The 21066-nt window shown below is 54.0% G+C and carries 18 protein-coding genes and 2 pseudogenes; 9 read left to right on the top strand and 11 right to left on the bottom strand.

The genetic code is table 11. The features are described from left to right. Positions 1–34 precede the first annotated feature (34 nt). From KI367_RS06060 to KI367_RS06085, 6 genes are all read right to left on the bottom strand, one after another. Positions 35–862 (bottom strand): hypothetical protein, encoded by an 828-nt coding sequence (locus KI367_RS06060; RefSeq protein WP_156124530.1) that lies wholly within the window; start codon positions 860–862, stop codon positions 35–37. 182 nt (positions 863–1044) lie between these two features. Then, on the bottom strand, positions 1045–1935 hold the full coding sequence (locus KI367_RS06065) for a metal ABC transporter permease (RefSeq protein ID WP_212948390.1): 891 nt from the start codon (positions 1933–1935) through the stop codon (positions 1045–1047). Then, positions 1932–2867 (bottom strand): metal ABC transporter permease, encoded by a 936-nt coding sequence (locus KI367_RS06070; protein ID WP_212948392.1) that lies wholly within the window; start codon positions 2865–2867, stop codon positions 1932–1934. Before KI367_RS06070 ends, KI367_RS06065 begins: the two co-directional genes overlap by 4 nt. After that, the gene (locus KI367_RS06075; RefSeq protein WP_373316208.1) at positions 2839–3642 is read right to left on the bottom strand and encodes a metal ABC transporter ATP-binding protein; all 804 of its coding nucleotides are present in this window, start codon (positions 3640–3642) and stop codon (positions 2839–2841) included. The genes KI367_RS06070 and KI367_RS06075 overlap by 29 nt, the downstream gene beginning before the upstream one ends. Before the next feature lie 9 nt (positions 3643–3651). Continuing rightward, positions 3652–4590, bottom strand: coding sequence for a metal ABC transporter solute-binding protein, Zn/Mn family (locus tag KI367_RS06080; RefSeq protein ID WP_246536711.1), 939 nt, complete (start codon positions 4588–4590; stop codon positions 3652–3654). A gap of 674 nt (positions 4591–5264) precedes the next feature. Continuing rightward, positions 5265–6071, bottom strand: a complete 807-nt coding sequence (locus KI367_RS06085) for a helix-turn-helix domain-containing protein (RefSeq protein WP_212948398.1) — start codon at positions 6069–6071, stop codon at positions 5265–5267. Positions 6072–6386: 315 nt separating this feature from the next. On the opposite strand from KI367_RS06085, the gene KI367_RS06090 reads away from it, so the two are divergent. Then, entirely contained in the window at positions 6387–7847 is a 1461-nt protein-coding gene (locus KI367_RS06090; RefSeq protein WP_212948400.1) for a sulfatase family protein, read from the top strand. A gap of 94 nt (positions 7848–7941) precedes the next feature. Here the strand turns inward: KI367_RS06090 and KI367_RS06095 are convergent, their stop codons facing one another. From KI367_RS06095 to KI367_RS06105, 3 genes are all read right to left on the bottom strand, one after another. Beyond that, complete coding sequence (locus KI367_RS06095) at positions 7942–8418, bottom strand: exosporium glycoprotein BclB-related protein (protein WP_036708167.1); 477 nt, start codon at positions 8416–8418, stop codon at positions 7942–7944. Between the two features lie 631 nt (positions 8419–9049). Then, the gene (locus KI367_RS06100) at positions 9050–9448 is read right to left on the bottom strand and encodes a TetR/AcrR family transcriptional regulator (RefSeq protein WP_212948402.1); all 399 of its coding nucleotides are present in this window, start codon (positions 9446–9448) and stop codon (positions 9050–9052) included. After that, positions 9412–10065, bottom strand: a complete 654-nt coding sequence (locus tag KI367_RS06105) for an alpha/beta hydrolase (RefSeq protein ID WP_052146872.1) — start codon at positions 10063–10065, stop codon at positions 9412–9414. The genes KI367_RS06100 and KI367_RS06105 overlap by 37 nt, the downstream gene beginning before the upstream one ends. A 239-nt stretch (positions 10066–10304) precedes the next feature. Between KI367_RS06105 and KI367_RS06110 the strand changes: the two genes are divergently transcribed. After that, positions 10305–10841 (top strand): hypothetical protein, encoded by a 537-nt coding sequence (locus tag KI367_RS06110; protein WP_052146873.1) that lies wholly within the window; start codon positions 10305–10307, stop codon positions 10839–10841. Between the two features lie 80 nt (positions 10842–10921). Here the strand turns inward: KI367_RS06110 and KI367_RS06115 are convergent, their stop codons facing one another. Beyond that, positions 10922–11455, bottom strand: coding sequence for a YjgB family protein (locus KI367_RS06115; protein ID WP_246536692.1), 534 nt, complete (start codon positions 11453–11455; stop codon positions 10922–10924). Positions 11456–11963: 508 nt separating this feature from the next. Here KI367_RS06115 and KI367_RS06120 point away from each other — a divergent pair. Then, a complete protein-coding gene (locus tag KI367_RS06120; protein ID WP_212948590.1) occupies positions 11964–12554 on the top strand; it encodes an ankyrin repeat domain-containing protein in 591 nt (196 codons plus the stop codon). A 137-nt stretch (positions 12555–12691) separates the two neighbouring features. Here the strand turns inward: KI367_RS06120 and KI367_RS06125 are convergent, their stop codons facing one another. Beyond that, a complete protein-coding gene (locus KI367_RS06125; protein WP_212948406.1) occupies positions 12692–13906 on the bottom strand; it encodes an MFS transporter in 1215 nt (404 codons plus the stop codon). A 206-nt stretch (positions 13907–14112) separates the two neighbouring features. Here KI367_RS06125 and KI367_RS06130 point away from each other — a divergent pair, with 206 nt between their 5' ends. From KI367_RS06130 to KI367_RS27445, 6 genes and pseudogenes are all read left to right on the top strand, one after another. Continuing rightward, on the top strand, positions 14113–14949 hold the full coding sequence (locus KI367_RS06130; RefSeq protein WP_212948408.1) for a helix-turn-helix domain-containing protein: 837 nt from the start codon (positions 14113–14115) through the stop codon (positions 14947–14949). Between the two features lie 156 nt (positions 14950–15105). Beyond that, positions 15106–17430: a X2-like carbohydrate binding domain-containing protein gene (locus KI367_RS06135; RefSeq protein WP_246536713.1), complete on the top strand. Its 2325-nt coding sequence runs from the start codon at positions 15106–15108 to the stop codon at positions 17428–17430. A 134-nt stretch (positions 17431–17564) separates the two neighbouring features. Continuing rightward, positions 17565–18326: pseudogene (locus tag KI367_RS06140) on the top strand (LysR family transcriptional regulator); the annotation flags it as partial. 27 nt (positions 18327–18353) lie between these two features. Continuing rightward, the gene (locus KI367_RS06145) at positions 18354–19856 is read left to right on the top strand and encodes a sensor histidine kinase (protein WP_212948593.1); all 1503 of its coding nucleotides are present in this window, start codon (positions 18354–18356) and stop codon (positions 19854–19856) included. Continuing rightward, positions 19831–20526 (top strand): response regulator transcription factor, encoded by a 696-nt coding sequence (locus KI367_RS06150; RefSeq protein WP_212948412.1) that lies wholly within the window; start codon positions 19831–19833, stop codon positions 20524–20526. Before KI367_RS06145 ends, KI367_RS06150 begins: the two co-directional genes overlap by 26 nt. 188 nt (positions 20527–20714) lie before the next feature. Then, a pseudogene (locus tag KI367_RS27445) lies at positions 20715–21065 on the top strand (S-layer homology domain-containing protein); the annotation flags it as partial. Position 21066 lies beyond the last annotated feature (1 nt).

The following is a 21066-nucleotide window of genomic DNA, read 5'->3' on the forward strand; positions in this document are numbered from 1 at the left end:
GGGGGAAGGCGGAGACGACGTTGGCAGCTCAGGGCTAAGCAGAACCGTGACGACCGTTGTCGAGCGAAAAGCCGTCCTCATGTTCGATCGCCAGCGTCAGATAATTTTTTAATACGGCAGCGTAGGTATCTCTTTGTTGCCTCGTCGCGTGCGACCTAAAAACTTCAAACAACGCCACCGATTTCTTGAAATGCCGGTGATCCTCGATGTTATCGGCAAATATCAAGGATTTTATCGTGTAATGGATGGCTTCTTTATAGTTGCTTTTTTTCAAATGGTAGATCGAAATCAAATACAAAATCGAAAGATAATAGGAGCGGTCGGTCGGGTTCAGGTCCCGATGGTTCATTTTTTTGATGTATTCGAGCAGGGGGTTCACGATGGTGTCGACGTCAAGGTCATGTTTGTTGGCGCATTCCAAGATCGTGACCAGCCCGGGCAGCGTTTCGGAAGGATATTGATGGATGAACGATGCATACTCTTCGATGCTGTCCGTATTTCCCGACGAAATTTCGAGGGTATATGAGTTGGCCTTGGCCAGAAAGCTGAAATCTTCAATGATGTTGGCATTGCTTTTGCTTCCGTCCGAAAACAGGCTTAAATCCCGGTACTGATCGATGCATTCCATCGCTTCTTTATATAGTTTCTTCTTCTGATAGGCTACGCCTTTCATCAGGTTGCTGTATCCCAAATAATAAACCAGCGGCCGTTCCATGACGGGCTTGGGTTGATCGGAGTCTTCCCTGTAAGGGCCGTACACTTTATCCAGCAGCTCATCCGCCAAAAGAATAAGATTGTCCCAGTTTTCAAAAGAAAAGGCCATACGAAGCATAGTCACTAATGTGTCTGCGTTGGTATTCATTGCTGAAGCCCCTACTTTCATATGTGTCTCCTCCCTTTATATTCCATAGGTTGAGTGTATAGATAAATTGCATGGTGGTCAATTATTTTCACCTCATGCCGAAGGAGATCAGGGGAGCAAAACAAGCCGCATATTGGAAAAAATCAGGAGCGCCCGATGGAAAGGCGCTCCTTTTTTTGCGGTTATTCAGCGATGCTTGCTTGCCGAACCATTTGTTTCTGTTTGATTTTGCGCAGAACCACGCCGTGCGAAGGCGAAAAGAGCAGAGCAATCAAAAAGATTCCGCCCGCGATGCTGATCATGCTGCCTGCGATCGAAGCATCCAGCATGCTTGCCGCAAAATAGCCGATGACGGAGCTGGCGCAGCCGATCAGAACGCTGTATACGATCATGCGTCCCAGCTTTTCCGTCAGCAGATATGCCGTGGCCGGCGGCACGACCAGCATGCCGACGACCAAAATGGCGCCGACGCTTTCGAAGGAAGCGACGGTGCTGACGGAGACGAGCCCCATGAGCAAATAATGGAACAAGGCGACCGGAATGCCGACGGCCGCGGCCATGGCGGGGTCGAACGAACAGATTTTGAACTGCTTGTAAAAGGCCGCGATCAGGACGACGGAGAGGAGCAGCGCCAGACCGACGCCCCATACCGCCTTGGGCCCGATGTCGACGCCGGCGATCTGGAGCGTGTTCCATGGGACGTAGGCGATTTCGCCGTAAAGCACGCAGTCGAGATCGAGGTCGATATCCCGCGTGTACATACTAACGAGGACGACTCCAGCCGCGAACAGGGCGGTAAACACCACGCCGATCGATGCGTCGGACGGAACGCCGCTTTGGTGAAACCATTGGATGAGAAATACCGCGAGCAAACCGATGGCCGCGGCGCCAAGCAGCATGAGGAGCGAATCCCTCGAACCGCCGATCAGGAAGGCGATGACGATCCCCGGCAGCACGGCGTGGCTGATCGCATCCCCGATCATCGCCATCTTGCGGAGCACGAGAAAGCAGCCGACGATGCTGCACGCACTGGCGACAAGCGCGCCGGTTAAAACGATCCAAAACGTACTCATACGGCGCGATTCCTCCTTTCGCCCGAAACCTCGGCCTGCTCGCGTCGGACCTGGGTGCGAACGGACGCCCGCAGCAGCAGTTTGGAAATCACGCCCCGCCGCGGCGCCGCCGCAACGGATAATGCGAAGACGGCGGTAGCGACGAGAACCGTTAACGGCCCCGTAGGCAAATTGTTGCCGCTGGCGCTGATGAAGGTACCGATCAGTCCGCTTAATGCTCCGAACAACCCGGCTAACACGACCATCATCCCGAGTTTTTCCGTCCAATACCTGGCCGAGACGGCAGGGGTAATCAGAAGGGCGGACATGAGCACGACCCCGACCGCCTGGATGCCGACGACGACCGCCACCACGATCAAAAACATGATCAGCTGATCCATGAACGCCACGGGGTACCCGATGCCGCGGGCAAATCCGGGATCGAAGCTGAGCAGCTTGAACTCTTTAAACAGCAGGCTGCATACGGTGACCAGAACGAGGGAGATCGCGGCCATGATCATCACGTCGGAGAGCATCATGGAGGCGGCCTGACCGAACAGAAATTTGTCGAGCCCGCTCTGGTTACCGTTGCCCGAATGCTGGATCCGGGTCAGCAGGACGATGCCGATGCCAAAAAACACGGTGAGGACGATCGCAAGCGCCGCGTCCTGCTTCACTCGGCTGTTGCGCGTAATAAAGCCGATGCCAAAGGTGGCGATGACGCCCGCCACGGCGGCGCCGAGCAGGAAAAGCCCGATGGATTTCGATCCGCTAAGCATAAAGGCGATGCAGACGCCGGGAAGGGCGGCATGCGACAAGGCATCCCCCATTAACGATTGCTTGCGCAAATAGGCGAAGCTGCCGATCACGCCGCTGCTTAACCCGAGGAGCATGGAGCCGAAAAGAATCCACTGAACGTTCGGGTCAAGCCAAATGTATAGAGCCGTCGACATCGGATGACCTCCCGTTTACGATCAGCGCGGACGGGCTCTCCCGGTCCAGCATCGTTAATCTTCCACCGTAGGTTTCCTGCAGCTTTTGGGCCGTGAACGTCGGTTCCGTCGGTCCGAAAGCGACAAGCCGCACGTTAAGCAGCATGACCCAATCGAAATATTCCTTGACGGTGGCCAAATCGTGATGCACGACAAGCACCGTTTTTCCTTGCGTTTTCAGTTCGTTAAGGAGCGTAATGATCGCTTTTTCGGTAGCCGCGTCGACCCCGACGAAAGGTTCATCCATAACATACAGCGTGGCATCCTGGGCAAGCGCCCTGGCCAAAAATATCCGCTGCTGCTGCCCGCCGGAAAGCTGGCTGATCTGCCGGCCGGCGTAATCGGCCATGCCGACTTTTGCCAGGCATTCCAAGGCCAGCTTCTTCTCGGCGCTGCCGGGACGTTTGATCCAGCCCAGATGCCCGTACCTGCCCATCATGACGACATCCAGGGCATTGGTCGGAAAATCCCAATCGACCGATTCTCTTTGCGGGACGTAGCCGACAAGCTTGCGCTGCTTCGCGTACGGCTTTCCGTAAATCGTTACTTCGCCGTGCAGGCGGGGGATGAGGCCGAGTGCCGCCTTGATCAAGGTCGACTTGCCCGCTCCGTTCGGGCCGACGATGCCGATCAGATTTCCTTCCGGGACCTCGAACGTGATATCGCGCAGCACGGGTTTCTTCTGATAAGCGACGGACAATCCGTGAATCGACAATGGGCTTTTATGCATGCTCATGGCTCCTTTCTATTTCAACGCTTCCACGATCGTATCGACGTTATGGCGGATCATGCCGATATACGTGCCCTCAGGGGTTCCTTCTTCGCCCATCGCGTCGGAGAACAGTTCGCCGCCGATGGCAAGCGGGTGGCCTTTTTCCTTGGCGCCTTGAATGACGGCATCGATCGCTTTCCGGGGAACGCTGGATTCGATGAACACCGCTTTGATGTGGTGCTCAATCAGGTAATCCCGCAAATCGGTCACGTCTTTCGTGCCGGCCTCGGAGGCCGTGCTGATGCCCTGAAGCCCCATGACCTTCATCCCGTAAGCGTCGCCGAAGTAACCGAAGGCGTCATGCGCCGTCACGAGCACGCGGCTTTGTTTTGGAATCGATTCGATTTTTTCCGCTGTTTCCTCATGGAGCCGCTGCAGCTCCTGCAGGTAGGTTTCGGCGTTTTTGCGGTAATCATCGGCATGTGCCGGGTCATGTTCGGCGAGCGTATCCCTGACGGTTTCGGCCGCTTTCATCCAAAGCTTCACATGAAACCAGATATGCGGGTCGTATTCGGTATCCATGCCGTTTTCGGCGCCGGTTCGGAGCATGGAACGGTCGATTCGGTCCGATACCGCCACGGTCGTCTTCTTTTTGGCCATGTTTTCGAATATTTCCACCATTTTTCCTTCCAGATGCAGCCCGTTGTAGAAGATGATGTCGGCCTGGTCCAGCTTTTTGATATCCCCCTGGGAAGCTTTATACAGATGCGGATCAACCCCGGCTTTCATCAGTCCGGTAACGGCGACATGCTCGCCGCCGATTTCGCGGACAATATCGGTAATCATGCCGATGGTGGCGGTCACTTTGATTTTGCCCTCCGCTTCGGCCCCTCGTTCTCCGGCTCCGCTGCCGCAGGCGGTGATCAGGGCGATGCATCCGATGAAGAACGCGATCTTGAGCAGACGGCGCATTCGCCTCCCTCGTCGGGAATGATAAGTGGTTGCCATTGGTTCATTCTCCTCCCGTAAAAGCAAATTCCGGCCTGTATGTCCCTAGTAAGGATACAAGGCTATGATTTGTTCTATTATTTCTTTCCTCGATAAAAATATTTTTCCTTAGGTAAACTTTTATGGCGTAAAAAAGCGCTCCTGATCCAATATCAGGAGAAAACAAGCTTGCGGCATCATCCCCCCTCCAAACGGAAGTGTTTCAACATGACTAAGCTTCTAAGTATTTAAGTAACGAAAAAATCTTTCCCTAGGGCAAAAATGATTTTCTGTTATTCTACACTACAAAATTAAAGGGTTGCAACACTATTTTTTTCTTTTTTGAAAATTTCTATCGGGGTGTTCAAATATACATACAAAAAAGTTTTCATAATTTAAAATAGTTGTACTTGTACAAAAAAGGCTGGGAAGGTGGATCGACGGATCACCCCGCAGCCGCGAATGATGAAAAATGGATAGGTTATAGTACGAAGTACGCATGATGAGGGAAATGAGTGACAGCATGTGCTAACCCGCGCACCGATCCGATCGCCGCCCATCCCGAAGGGGGATGCAGACCGCAGCAAACGGGGCGGCAAGCTGGTTGGATTCGGCGAATCAAGGAGCGTTTCTATAGCCGAAACAAGCGGCCTCCGGCATCAAACCAAAAGCTTGGACGTTTCCGAAAGGTCTCCCCGTTTCGCGTATTCCGTAGGGGACATTCCGGCGAGCTGTTTGAACATGCGGCAAAAATAGGACGTATCGTAATACCCCAAATATTGCGCTATATCGGCAACCGTCATGGTCGAGCCGAGGAGCAGGCCGCAGGCTTCGAGAATGCGTAGCCGGTGCATGTACCGGATCGGGGAGTGGCCGCAAACCTCCTTGAACATGGCGGTCACGTAGTTTGGAGTAAGCCCGACGAGTCCGGCCAATTGTTCGATTTCGATCTGGTCGCGGTAATGCGCAAGCAAATGCTTTTTTATCGTTTCGGCATATTTCAGTTTGCTGGGCGTTAACTCCGGGGATTTTTCCATCTCGCGGGCAAGCGTGCCGACCAACTCCTGAAACAAGCCTAAACAGATGAAGGCGCGGTAGCTTTTGCCGCCTCTCATTTCCTCGTGCAATCTCCCGCAGAGGTCGAAGACCTGCAAGGGATCCGGCATGCGGAATTTCGCAAACCTCGCCTGATCGAGAAACGGGATTCCGGTCATCGGGGCGTTGTCGTAGGCGAACAAAATCGTGAATTTTTGATGGGCCGTCCCCATCCAATTACCTCCGGCCCGGCGGGTGGACTGCGGAATGAACAATGCATCGCTTCGTTCCCCGATCACTTCGTCTCCGTTAATGTCGTACCGGACTTTTCCTTCCTTCACGATCGAAAGTACGTTGTAAGGGATCGATTCAAGCTGCGTATGCCAGTTCGGAATATGGTTGTCGAAGTTTACGCTAATCAACTGGAACAAGGAAACCGCCCCTTTCAAGCAAGTTCTATCCCAAACCCTAACATAAAGAACATGGACCGTAAACATTCTTTTATTGTCGATGTCGGGTTCTCATGAATTGTAGAATTGTACAATAAAGAAGGCGTGCTGTTCAAAACAATGAAAGCAGCGGGATATTTTTCCGGCTAATGGCAATTGAGAAATAACTAGCGAACAGCTTTGCGTGCAGCAGTCAAGGGACCGTGGAAATCAATCCAAATCATTGGAGGAATATACATGACGATCACGGCGCCTGTGACCTATAATTTTTCTACAAACGGGGAGAGGATGGATGGAATGAAAATCTTATTGCTCGATTTGGATTCGACGAGACCGGATCATCTCGGATGTTACGGCTATCACCGGAATACCTCGCCGAACATCGACAGAATCGCCGCCGAAGGCGTCCGGTTCGAAAACTACTATACTTCCGACGCGCCTTGCTTTCCGTCTCGGACGGCGCTCATGACGGGGCGGTTCGGCATTCATAACGGGGTCGTCGGCCATGGGGGAACGGCGGCGGACGTTAGGCATGAGGGGGTCGACCGGGACTTTCACGATAAATTGACGACGGAAAGTTTTCCTGCGCTGTTCCGCAGGGCGGGCATGAAGACGGCGCTCGTCAGCCCGTTCGGAGAACGGCACTCGGCCTGGACCTTTTACGCGGGATTTAACGAAATCTATAATACGGGCAAATCCGGCATGGAATCCGCCGAAGAGGTGACGCCCACCGTTTTGGATTGGCTGGAGCGCAATGCGGATCAGGATGATTGGATGCTGTACGTAAACTATTGGGATCCGCACACGCCGTACCGCGCCCCGGAATCGTTCGGCAATCCGTTCGAAAACGAGCCGCTGCCGGCTTGGATCACGGAAGAGGTACTGGAGCTTCATAAGAAAAAAGTGGGGCCGCACGGCGCCAACGAAATCAATATGTACAACAGCGACACGTTGCCCAAATATCCGCGCCATCCCGGCGAAATTCAAACGATGCGCGACCTGCGGAGGATGATCGACGGCTATGATTGCGGAATCCGGCATATGGACGATCACGTCGGCGCCATTTTCCGGCTGATGGAACAAAAGGGAATCATGGATGACACGGTCATCATCATTACGGCGGACCATGGGGAAAACATGGGCGAGCTTGGCATCTACGGGGAGCATGGAACGGCTGACCAGGGGACTTGCCGCATCCCGATGATCATCCGGTGGCCGGGCAAGCAAAAAGGGCTCGTCGATACCGGCCTCCACTACCATCTGGACCTGCCACCGACGATGGCCGAACTGCTAGGCGTCTCCCCGGCGCCAAGCTGGGACGGCATGAGCTATGCGGGGACGGTCGCCCGCGGCGAACAAACCGGACGCGACTTCCTGGTCGTATCGCAGTGCGCCCATGTCTGCCAGCGGAGCGTTCGCTTCGGGGACTGGCTGTACGTTCGAACCTATCATGACGGCTATCATTTATTCGATAAGGAGATGCTTTTTAACATCGCCGAAGATCCGCATGAGCAGCATAATCTTGCCCGGCAGCGCAGGGATCTGTGCAAGGAGGCCGTTTATTTCCTGAATGAATGGCATGACCGCATGATGGAGACGATGAAGTTCGACGTGGATCCGCTCTGGACGGTTATGAAGGAAGGCGGACCGTACCATGCCAAAGGGCATTTGCCTATGTATATCGAGCGGCTGAAGAACACCGGCCGCGGGGACGCGGTAGAGGAGCTGATGAAGCGCCATCCGCGGGAATTCGCCTAAAGAAGCGCAGGAAAACAAGTCACTTGACCGTTTCTTTCGGACAAGTGACTTGTTTTTTTCACGCATGGCTGATGATTCGCGTATACATGAACTATCAGACGATATTGACGCCGGCACTGGCATATCCGGCAACCGTAGTGATGAGCGTCGTTCCGGCTGCCGTTGCCGAAAATACCATCAACAGCCGGGTTTGAGGCGCTACCGGAATGTTCAGGCCGGTCGTGATGCCATTTGAAATGGTGCCGAGGGCCAATACCCCGGTAAGCGGAGGAGCCAGAGTTACGGAAGCTCCCGGGATGGCTGTGAATATATTGTTTGGCGTCGTCGAACTATAGAGCTGCGCTGTGATGGTAACGGTCGTTCCAAGCAGGCTGAGGGCTAGCGTGGTACTGAAGTATGCCGCAATCGACGTAATGGTTCCTGCGCGCGGAACGGAGAAGGCAAAGTTCAACAGCGTGCCGCCTGCCCCTGTCAGGTCGATCGTCGTTCCGGCCAAGGTGACGCCGGCAACCGAGTTTCCGAAGCCTACAAGGCTTGTAGTGCCGACCAAGCCGCCGGCAATGGTAGTCAAAATTGCAGGAATACCGGAAGCGAAAGGAATGATCGCGCCTCCGCCCGCAGGTCCCGTCGCACCGGTTGCTCCCGTTGCCCCGGTAGCACCCGTCGCGCCGGTTGCGCCGCCTGCTGGCCCTGGTGCACCGGTTGCCCCCGTTGCACCTGTGGCGCCGGTAGCTCCGATAGGTCCTGCCGGTCCGACCGGTCCTTGCGGTCCGACGGGTCCTCAGAAGCCTACCGGTCCTCTAGGACCTCTTTTGCCGATTTTTCCGCGGCAGCATACAAGTTTTTTTCCATCTATGCACTTGCGCGAAATTTTGCGGATTTTGGGTTTGACGACATGTGGCTTATGGTCTTCTTTTTTACAGTGACTCAAGTACAATCGCCTCCTTTGGGTTTGGTTTACTATACGTTTGCGGGTCCCGAAAGGTATAGACGATTGACGAGGGGGAATCGCGGATTCTTCGGCATCCATCCAAACCGGCGATGCCGAAGGACGTATGGCAATGCTTGCCGACTGGCGGAAATGGCGGCTTTTTCGGCCTCTCGAATGTTCGAGAGGCCATTTGAATTATGGGCGGCGATGTGCGGCCGGTTCCCGGCCGAACATGAAACGAAAGACCATCCGGGGCACTGGAATGCGCCAGTTAATCCGCTTTGCAGAACTCCCTGATCAACTGCTTTTTGATGTCGGAAACGGGGTAATGCTCCGGATAGGTGGAAATCATCAGCATGATGCCCTGCAAGGTGGAGGAAAAATAAAGCGATCTGACTTGCGGTTGAACTGCCCCAAGGCGTTCGAACATGCGGGTTTGCACCTGAAATTGTTCCGCCATTTCCCGATTGAGCATGCGGCTGTATTTGGCCAGCGCCAAATCTTCTTCCGGCTGGGTTTGCAGATGTAGATAAAAACGAAAAACGTGCGGACGCTCGTACACGTTGTCGATGGCGCCGTCGATGATGTGCATCAGTTGATCCGCAGGCGCTTCCAGCCTCGCTGCCGCCTCCATCACGGTTTTGATTTCCCGGACGCGGTGTTCAACCATCTCGGCAAGGAGCTCTTCCTTCCCTTGAACAATGTAGGGGCCTCAAGCTGCTCCAAACGTTCGATTGCCGGCGTTTCGGGCCATATCAGTTCAAAGCTTTTCCATTCGGTAAACACTCTTTTCATATATTGCAGGTGCATGTCGGCGAAAAAATCCCGCTGCGGACTGGACATCGTTACGCGATAGGGCAGGCCTTGCAAGGAAAATTCAGTCATTTTTACGTAGTTTGGGGCAAGAGAATGGACCTCCATCATCCAATCGGTGTACGGCTTGGAGAAGGCGAATCCGGAAAGTGACGGGGCAATCAGGATCAGCTTGTCCGTCATCCCCGGATATTTTAGCGCGAATTCCGTCGCCGCTTGCCCGCCCATCGAATGTCCGATCAGAACCGCGGAGGCAAGATTCAAATGGTCCGGCAGGTTTTTGATGTCTTGGGCGATGTTCATGGGGGCAATCGGGGAGGGGGAACGTCCGGTACCCCGTCCGTCAAACGTGATGACCTTATGGGTCACGGCGAGCGCAGTCGCGATATATTTCCACGTTCTAGAATCGACGCCTCCGCTGTGAATCATGAGAATCGGCGAACCTGTTCCTTGAACCTCATAAAATAAATCCATGGCGCTGTACCTGTCCTTTTGGAAATTTATGACTCACGATGCATTATATTTTAAGAATGTTCAGCGAATGAAAAATAAATCGAATTTTGCTTAAAGCGTGTCACAGGATTCCATATGCAACGTTCGACAACGTATCGGCAAAAACGGCAAAAACCGGCGGATGGGCGGATGTATCCATTGTAATATTTTGCTAGTTGTCCTATGATGTTCTTAATACTGCATGGGAGGATCGAACTGAAATGAAGAAGTCCATCTTGTTCTTGGTGTTGCTGCTGGTGCTGCTGCCTTACCAAAGCGCATTTGCGGCAAGCGTATCCACCGCGACCGTGGAGAAACTGTATTTCGAAAATTATAAAAGCAAGGTCAAAGAGGTGAGGGAAGCACAAAAGGCCCTTTACGGTTCGCTTTGCTCGGAAGTGCCCGCTTTGACCGCCAAGGCTAAAGCTTCGGCAGCGCAGTATAACAGCCTTGTCAAAAGCAAGGCAGGCAAGGAGGCGGTGTCCCAAGCGAAAGCGGTGCGGGATCAAGATAAAAAAGCGCTGCTGGACGCCAAAAAGGCCTGCACGAAAAAAGTGAACGATGCCAAAAAGCGCAGCAACCTCCAATTGAGGGAAGTGGACAAGTACAAGCGGAATTTATCCGCAATGATCAAAGCGCACTTGTCAGGAAAGGATCAGATGCGGGAGGACGAATTCAGCAAAAAGGTTCAGGAAGGTTTGACCTACATAAACGACAAGCTCGACAACATCATCAGGGAGCTGAAAAACGCCCGTTAACGGGCCGCCCGCTTCCCGGAAGCATCGAAAAAATCCTCTTTCGTCCGCATGGGCGAAGAGGATTTTTTATCGTATCCGCATTATTTTGTGGTCAAATTGATATGGTCGAGGTCCGTGCTGCTGTTGAAGATGAATTCCAGCTTGTAATTTCCGCGGTTATAGGTCAGTTTGGTTTGCGTCGTTTTGCCGTTTTTGAACGTGGACGTGGAACTTGGAGCGTACCAGTGCTTTTTAAGCATGCTCATGGTGATGCCGCCGATATTGGTTTGGCGTTCCACGTTCGTGCCGAAATAACGTATTTCGCGGATTTTATTTTGTTTATAGGAAAAGGCGTAACCGGGGCTGCCCATATCGGCTCCGTACAAATCGAAAGCCCCTGCGTTTTTTCCGGGAAGCGTAGGTTCGCCGATCTTTTGGATCACGTCTTGCCGGGTGCTTTTTCCGACGGTAAGACCGCTCACGTATCCGGGAAATTGCCCTTTCAAGGCAGGCTTGTAAAAGCTGTTTAGGGTTTTAAGCGCCTGCTCGGCGGCATACCCGTCGGCACTCGCGGTTGGGGCGGCTTTTGCTTGCTGGACCGTATAAACGCCATCTCCGCTTCCGAAAGCTCCCAAGCATACAGCTCCCGCAACGGTAAAGGCCAATATGGATTTTTTTATCGTCTGATGGATCATTGTTGTTCCTCTCCTTTCGAGTTCTACTAAATCATAAGAGGGCCGGTGAAATTTTTGGTTACGAAGTCATGAAAATGAAATTTCAGTTTTGACACCCTAAAAAAGGGGCTGGGCGTTTCCCGTGGCGCATTTGCGAATCGGGGCAAGCAATGCGTTTTTGGAAAATTCCTGCAAAGGTATCCCGTTCCGCGTCAATCTCCCCTTCCCGGCGAGTTGCCGTCAAGCTATATGAAAAACCTAATAAAATATTATTTTTTGTATATTTTCCATATAGAAGCGTTCGTGATAGCATCGAGATAGGCAAGGAAGGGAGGGAACGGGATTGTACCGATTTTTGGTTTCGTTTCTTGTCGTTGCCATGCTTTCCGGATGCGCTTCGATTTCCGCTCCCACGCAGCCCGTTCCGGTAGAAACCGAATTTAAGGATAAGAAGGTGGATGCGATGGATCTGGATCAGCAGCTCATTTCGTCGGCGCAGAAAGGCGACACGGCAAACGTACTGAAGCTGCTTCGAGAAGGGGCGGATGTCAACGCTACCGACGAACGCGGCAGAACGGCCGTCATGGCGGCGACTTACAACAACAAAGCGGATACGGTCAAAGCGTTGATCGAACATGGCGCCGACATCAACATACGCGACCATAACCTGAACAACGTGTTTTTGTATGCCGGAGCGGAAGGATTCCTGGACATCCTAAGGCTCGCCATCGATGCCAAAGCGAATACGAAGCTGACGAACCGTTTCGGAGGGACGGCATTAATACCCGCATCGGAACGGGGACATGTCGAAGTGGTCGAGGAACTGCTCGCGCGTACGGATGTCGACGTCAACCATATCAACAATTTGCATTGGACGGCTTTGCTCGAAGCGGTTATCTTGGGCAACGGCGGGGAACACCATCAACGAATCGTTCAACTGCTGGTGGATCATGGAGCCGATGTCCATATAGCCGACCGCGAAGGCGTCACCCCGCTGCAGCATGCGCAAAGACGGGGATACCGGGACATTGAACGGATTTTGAAAGAGGCCGGAGCCTGAAAGAGCCTGAAAACATGGGTTCGATCGACGTGATGCCCGCATACGAACAAAGCGAACGGACAATCCGTTCGCTTTTTTGCTTGAAGCGTCCGGGTCTAACTTTGACGGGGACACACATTATCGACTCCGGCAAAGAACTAGCGATTGTTGCTTAACAAAGGGGCATCCTCGGAACGGACCGTTCGGATTTTCCGGTTGCCGATTTTCAGCTGGATCAAAATCATGATGACCACAACGATCATCAAACCGAAAAGCGCCGGAGGGAAACCGCCCGTGATGTCGTGGATAAAACCGACGCTCAGCGGTCCGAGGGAAGCGAAGATGTAACCTCCGGACTGGGTCATGGCGGACAGCGCATTGGCTTCATCCATGCTGGCAGACTCATCGATCGGCAGCATCAGCGCCATCGGGAACAATCCTCCGGCGCCGATCCCCAGGAAGATGCACGTCAGCCAAGGCGTCACGTGAAGCTGGGTGAGCAGCAGCCCCGCAAGCTCCATCGCGGCGCATCCGACAAGCCATACGACGCGATGCTGAAACCGGCTGACGAGAATGGGGAGCAAAAAGCTGACCGGAATTTGGATAAGCGTAAACAACGTTAATATCATGCCGGCCGTATGTTTGTCATACCCTTGTTCCTGCACGATCGGAGGGAGCCAAGCGGTCAGCGAATAAAACATGAACGCCATCATCCCGAAAAAGCTGGTCAACAGCCAGGCACGCTTATTTTTTAACGGCAGCTTGAAGCCGCCGGCCGGATTCGTTGGCACGGAACTGATCGCTGCCGCCTCGGCCCGGGCCGGGGTTTTCTTGACGGGTCTCCACCATAACAGCAGCGCGATGACGGCCAGCAACGACCAGGAGGCGGCGGAAGCCTGCCAGGAATGGCCCAGCGCATTTTGGAGCGATACGGACAAACCCGATCCCAGGGCCGCCCCGACGACCATTGCCATGGAATAAACGCCGACGATCGCCGAAGGGTTGGAAAAGTTCTTTTTGATAAAACCCGATAAAAGCGGCCCGATCACGGCAATGCCCGCGCCGGCGAGAAAAGCGGTGAGAAGCATCAGCCACGCGCTGTATGCGTAATACCTCGCCGCCGTTGCCAGGCCGATCAGCAGCAGACAGTACGCAATGGTCCGCTCGATGCTCAAGCGATTGCTCAGCTTCACCGCGGCGGGGGCGAAAAATCCCATGCAGAGCACCGGCAACGACGTCAGCAGGCTGGCTTCGGCGCCGCTCATGCCGAGCGAGTCCTGGATCGTTCGCAGCAAGGGAGACACCGAGGTGATGACGGGGCGCAAATTGAGGGAAGCCAGAAAAAGCGCGGCGATCAAATAAACAAAACGCATGATGTTTCATCTCCATCCGATATGTTCTAAGTCAATAAAGTCTAATCCAGTGTATAGGGAGCGCTTTGATTGATCAATATTATTGTTTCTATTGAAATCATTCGAATTTCGAATGATGACTGCCGGGCGAAAAAGGATCAAGCTTCCGCATACTTCGGTGAGGTTCGCATAGATGATGAATAACAAACGATGAAGGGAGATCGGAGATGGAGCTTGTTCAGCGGCAATTCATGAATCATCAGCTTTCCCGGCTGCGGGTCCAATTGCTTCTCGCCAAAAGGTCCGTATGCCATGCCGGTTGGCGGAGGCATCGGTTTATCCCTGCATACCACAAGCTTTATTATATTTGCGACGGGGAAGGGTGGCTTCAGGTCGGAGGAACGGAGCTGCGGCCCAAACCCGGGGAACTAATATTCATTCCCGGCGGATTGGAGCAGTCCTATTCGGTGACGAACGGTCCGCCTTACACGAAATATTGGTGCCATTTTCGGGCCAACGTTCATTTTGAGCAATTGTTTCATCTATACGGCCTTCCTTATGCGATCGATGCCGGCCATTCTTCCGAATTGTACGGCCGTTTTCGGGAGCTGGTCGAGCAGCGGGTCAGCGGGAATCCGGCAGCACCTCTCCGAATCCAGTCCGCGCTGCTGTCCATTATCGCTTATTTCCTGGAACGGGCGGTCCGAACCCCCGGTGCGGACGCAGCCTGCGCTTCGCCGGAGCTGCTTGCGACGCTCGATTTTATCGATGCCCATTTATCCGCTGAGCTTACCATTGAAGAACTGTCCCGGCATGCGCATTTTCACCCGAACTATTTCATCCGGATGTTCAAGAGGCATTTGGGCATGACGCCGATGCGTTATATCCGGGAGCGCAGGCTGGAGCATGCGCAGGAACTGCTGGGAGCGACGGAGCTGCCCGTAAGCGAGGTGGCTTACCAAAGCGGTTTCAGGGACGTATCCCATTTTTCCGCCGCATTTAAAAAGAAGTCGGGGGTATCCCCGTCCGAATATCGAAACGCATGCCTTCCGGATCCTGGATGACGACGCTGCTTTCGACATCGTCCGGACCAAGTCGTTTGTTTTGCAACATTTCCGGTTAGAATGACCGCTATCGCCCGCCGGGAATGCGCTGTATGATGATGGGGCCCGCTTGGTTCAAGCGGAGATCCCATTTGCGAGGTGATTGGGTTGAGAGCGATGACCGGATTGAAGCTGCTTGCGGCATTGGGCCTGATGTTCTGGGGCAGCGCTTCCTATTCCCCCATGCAGGCCGATGCGGCGCCAGCGAAACAGGATGCCCAAACGCTGCTGTTCGTATCCAAAAACGGAAACGATGCCAACGACGGCACGAAAAACAAACCGTTTGCAACCTTGGAAAAAGCAAGGGACGCCGTTCGGGAGCGGATCCGGGGCGGCAAACTTCCCCCGGGCGGCGTCAAAATCCTCATTCGCGGCGGGGAATACCGGCTCACCCATACGTTTGAGCTGGATGAACGGGATTCGGGAACACCGGAGGCCCCCATAACCTACCAGGCGTTTGAAGGGGAAAAGGTGACGTTCGTCGGCGGGGACACGCTGAGCCCTTCCTTGTTCCGTCCGGTGTCCGATCCGGAAATATTGGCGAAAATCCCGCAAGAGGGGCGGGGCAGCGTCGTCCAAATCGACCTGAAAGCGATCGGCCTGACGGACTACGGCAAGCTTGGCAATCACCTCGCCGTCGCGCCGGAGCTGTTCGCGAGCGGCAATGTCATGTCGTTGGCGCGTTGGCCCAATAGCGGTTTTACGACGGTGGATCAGGTGGTCGCCAAAGCGGATGACGCGGCCGGAAAAGGGTACACGTTTACGTATAAAGACGGCATGCCCCATGCTTGGACGGATGTCCGGGACGCCTGGATGCTGGGCTATTGGGGAAACGATTGGGCAACCAACGATTTGGAGATCCAAACGATCGACCAGCGGCAAAAGCGCATCGAAACCTACAAAGGCACCAGCTATGCCATGAAAGCCGGGCAGCGGTTTTATTTTTACAACGTGCTCGAGGAGCTCGACATGCCGGGCGAATGGGTATTGAACAGGGAAACCGGCATGCTGTATGTATTCCCGCCGGCGCCGCTTCATCAAATCAAACTTCAATTGTCGCTGCTGGAGCAGGATATGATCCGGACGGATCGCACGTCCAACGTGATTTTCAGCGGCTTTACCCTGGAAATCAGCCGGGGGAACGGAATCACCATCCAAGGCGGGGAACATAATCTGATCCGCAACATGACGATCCGCAACATGGGCGGATACGCGGTTAAAATCGACGGCGGCCGCGGCAACGGCGTGTACGGCTGCAGCATTTACGGCACGGGGAACGGCGGCATCTCCTTAAACGGCGGCGATTCCGGCACGTTGACGCCGGCGGGGAACTATGCCGACAACAACGACATATCCGATTATTCGCGGATCAAATTGACCTACGCTCCCGCGGTCGAAATCAACGGCGTAGGCAACCGGGCGACGCATAACAATATTCACGACGCACCGCATTTTGCCATTCAGTTCCGGGGCAACGACCATCTTATCGCTTATAACGATATCTACGACGTGGTCAAAGAGACCGCGGACGCCTCCGCGATCTATTCGGGCCGGAGCTTCGTCTGGCGGGGCAATGCCATCAACTACAACTACATCCATGACATCGCGGCCAGCAACCTGCGCGTCTCTACGGCAGGCATTTATCTGGACGATTACATGAGCGGCGTGGAGATGCGCGGCAACGTCTTTTACAACATCGGCAAACAAGCGTTCAAGCTGGCGAACGGACGCGAAAACGTCGTCGAAAACAACCTCGTCATCGATTCCGGCACCGCGGTCGCGTTTATGGCGCGCAACTATAAGCCCGGCGAAAAAAATTACAACTCGCTGATGGGCAAATTCGACCAGGTTCCTTACCGGGGCGTCATTTGGAGCGAGCGTTATCCGACGCTGCCGAACCTATTGAATGACGAGCCGCTGCTCCCCAAACGGAATATCGTGCGAAACAACATTTTCGTGAATAGCGGCCCGATCACGGGCGATCCTTTGAACATGCAGCTAGGGACGGTCGAAAACAACGTTTCCGTCGGCAAACTGAGCGACATCGGAACCGTGGATTTGATACGCAAAACCCTGGAGCTGAATGAAGCTGCGGAAGCCTTTGCCGGCGTGACGGCGTTTCAGCCTATTCCGCTTCGGGAAACGGGAGTGCAGATATCCGGTCTGCCCCACGTCCCGGCCAGGTTGTCCGCCCGCATCGTCGAGCATCCAAAAAACGGGGATGCGGCGTCGTCGATCGGCATGGATTTAAACGGAAACCGGCTGGTGGCGATCCATGACATTCAAGGCCCATTGAAGGAAGGGAGCGATTACATCGTCCGGGATGCCTCGGTCATCCTGCAAAAGGCGTATCTTTCGACGCTTCCCGAAGGTCCGCAGGCGCTGGTTTTTTCCTTTAGCGGAGGAAGCGACGCGTTTGTGACGGTGCTTGTCAAACCTTGAGCCCTGCGGCGGCCTAGTTTGGTTGCTTTTCTGGCCCTCTGGACAGGGGGCCTTCATGACTTTTTGGTTCCCGCCGAACCTGTAAACGCATGGCCGCGGAACTTTTTTGATTGATGTACATGATCGTTTTGCATATGATCATAAGTATTACGAATGAAAGTGAGTGGACCCGATTGGAAATTCGCCAGCTTCATTATTTTATGGCGGTCTGCGAGGAGATGCATTTTACGAAGGCTGCGGAAAAAATCGGGGTATCCCAGCCGACGCTGAGCCAGCAGATCCGGGCGCTGGAGGACGAGCTGCATATGCCGCTGTTCGACCGGATCGGCAAAAAAATTTCGCTGACCGAGGCAGGGGAGCTTTTGCTGCGCAATGCGGAAGCGATCATGGATACGCTGCAAAACGTCAAGGATTCGATCGCCGATTTGCGCCAAGTCCACGGCGGGAAGATCAGGGTCGGGATTATGCCGTCCGACCTGGATTACCGGATCACGCAGCTTGTCGTCGATTTTCATCGCGATTTTCCGCAGGTGAAGCTGATGGTGATCGCGTCGATCGACATTTTGCGGCAGGTCCTTGAAAGCGAAGTCGATATCGGGGTCGGCACGAACGTCCCGGAAACGGACCGGATTGTCTCGATCCCGCTATGCACCGAGGAGTACGTGCTGACCGTATCGGCGAATCATCCGCTCGCCGGCCGGACAACCATCGATATCCAAGAGCTCCGGGACGTGCCGATGATCATATATCCCGAAGGTTTCATGGGCCGGGAGTTGGTGGAGGAAGCGGTGCGGCGCCATGGTTTCCGGCTGCATTCCATTTTGGAAACAAGCTCGGCCACCTCGATCATCAACCTGGTCAGGGAGGGGCTCGGCGCCACCGTGAACGCATCCAAAACTATTTCCAACCACGGAGGTGAAATCGTGTCGATCCGGATCAAATTATTGCTCTCTTATACGGGCATGCTTGTCGTCAGCCTGCTGGTGTTCGTCCTGACCGCCGGCCTGTTCACCATCGCGGCAACGGGCGATATTCACAGCTTGAGGGATTTTTACAAGGTCCATTATCAATTGAACCCCCTCACGGAGCAGGAGGAATCGATTTTTCTGGAATTGAAATACATGGCGAAAAACGATCCGGACGGGCTGCTGGACATCAATCTGCTGAAGGATTATGATTTTAAGCTGAAAACCGTTAGGGCAGGACTATACGTGCGCAAGGAAGACAGCCAGGTATTCGAATCGGGTACGTTTAACCAGCCCGCACTCCATCGCCATCTGCCCCCTTACGATTTGAATAATTACCGGATCCGCAATACGTTTAACATCGGGGAACGTTTTTACGCCTACGCGAAATACGATTTCCGCTTTGCGGACGGAACCAAAGGCAGCGTGTTCGTCATCCGCGAACGGAGTCCGTTCGGCGAAGTGACGCGCAGGCTCCTCCCGGTTTTGATCGTGGCGCTGATCGGCGTGATCGTGGTTGCGAATTTGCTGTTATACCGCTGGATCACCCGCAGCGTCGTCAGGCCGCTGGACAAGCTGCGCCATTCGGCGGAACGCATCCAGGAGGGGAACCTGCAGTTTTCGCTCGATTTGCGCTCCAAGGACGAGATCGGACAATTGAACGAAGCGTTTGAAAATATGCGGAAAAGGCTTCAGGAATCGGTCCGGCTGAGGCTGCAGGACGAAGAGAACCGCAAAGAGCTGATTTCCAACATCTCGCATGATTTGCGCACGCCCATCACGAACATCAAAGGCTACATTGAGGGCATTCGCGACGGGGTTGCGGATACCCCGGAAAAAATGGACAAATACGTCAACATCATTTATACCAAAGCCGTCGATTTGGACAGGCTCGTCGACGAGCTGTTTCTGTATTCCAAGCTGGATTTAAACCAGGTTCCCTTCACCTTCGATAGGGTGGACATCGTGCGTTTTTTGGATGACTGCATCGACGAGCTGCATTATGCGATGGAGGAGAAAGGCATCGCGCTGCAATGGAACGAACGGCCGGACCGCGGCATTCCGGTGATGGCGGATCTTGAAAAATTGAAGCGAACCGTGCTTAATATCATCGGCAACGCCCAGCATTTTATGGACAAGCCCGAAAAACGCATTGCCGTCTCCGTGCAAGCTTCCACTGAGCGGGTTACCGTCGAAATCCGGGATAACGGCATGGGAATTTCCGCGGAGGACATGCCGCATATTTTCGACCGTTTTTACCGGGCGGAACGATCGCGCAATTCCGCGAAGGGCGGCAGCGGACTGGGGCTGGCGATCGCGAGGCAGATCATCGAAGGGCACGGGGGGCGGATATGGGCGGAAAGCGTACCTGGAGAAGGTACAAGCCTGTTTTTCACCTTGAAACGGACATTGGAAGAAGGGGGCTTGGTGAGCCATGACGGCACGCATTCTCATCATTGAAGACGAGGTGACGATCGCCCAGCTGGAACGGGATTATTTCGAGCTGAACGGGTATACCGTCGATTTATGCCATACGGGCGACGAGGGGTTACGGCTTGCCCTAAGCGGCGAATATAATCTCGTTATCGTCGATCTGCAGCTTCCCGGCGCGAACGGCTTCGAATTATGCCATCAAATCAGGCAGCGCAAAGAGGTGCCGATTTTGATCGTTTCCGCCAAAAACGAGGAGATCGACAAAATCCGGGCGTTTAACCTCGGCGCCGACGACTACGTCACGAAACCGTTCAGTCCAAGCGAGCTGGTGGCAAGAGCCAAAGAGCATCTGACGAGGTACGAGCGGCTTCTCGGCAAACGGCCTCCCGCGCAAAAAAACGAAATTCATATCCGGGGGCTCGTGATCGACCAAGCCGCGCGGCGAGTGTTCGTGCGCAGCCGGGAGGTGGCGATCACGACCCGCGAATTCGACCTGCTGGAGTTTCTGGCGAATCATCCGAACCGCGTCTTCAGCAAACAAGAGCTGTTCGAACGGATCTGGGGGCTCGATTCGAACGGAGATATCGCGACCGTGACGGTGCATGTCCGCAAGCTGCGGGAAAAAATCGAAGCCGATCCATCCAACCCGCAATATATCGAAACGGTTTGGGGCGCGGGATACCGTTTTTCGGTGTAGTCAGTTTCAGGATTTTTCAAAATCGTCGTTTAGAAAATTTTAATATTTTGTTTCGAAAACGTTAATCCCCGGTTTCTTGGGATTTTAGGTGTCTCCTTTATGATATACGTATACACCAAACAACGATTTTTGTTGATTCAAAGGAGGACAACCGAATGAATAAATATTCCACGAAATGGGCGGCGGTCATGCTGGCGGCTGCGCTGGGAACCGCCGCGTTTCCGTTCAACACGCCGAATGCCGGGGCTGCTTCCGTAAAACTGTCCGCGGAAGAGATACAACAAGCCGTAAACGGGCTGGCCAAACTTCATGCCATGCAAGGTTATGAGGACGGCTCCATGGGGATTGAAAAGCCGATTACCCGGGCTGAGCTGGCAAAAATGGTCGTGGAGACGTTCGGGCTTCAAGGTAAAGCCGCATTGCCGGCAAGCTTCGCGGATGCAAGCCCCGGCCCCTGGTTTTATGATTACGCCGCCGAACTTGTCGGACAAGACATCATGCAGGCGAAAGACGGCCGTTTTGATCCGCGGGGCGCGGTAA

Source organism: Paenibacillus cookii, from assembly GCF_018333375.1.
Classification (GTDB): domain Bacteria; phylum Bacillota; class Bacilli; order Paenibacillales; family Paenibacillaceae; genus Paenibacillus_AQ; species Paenibacillus_AQ cookii.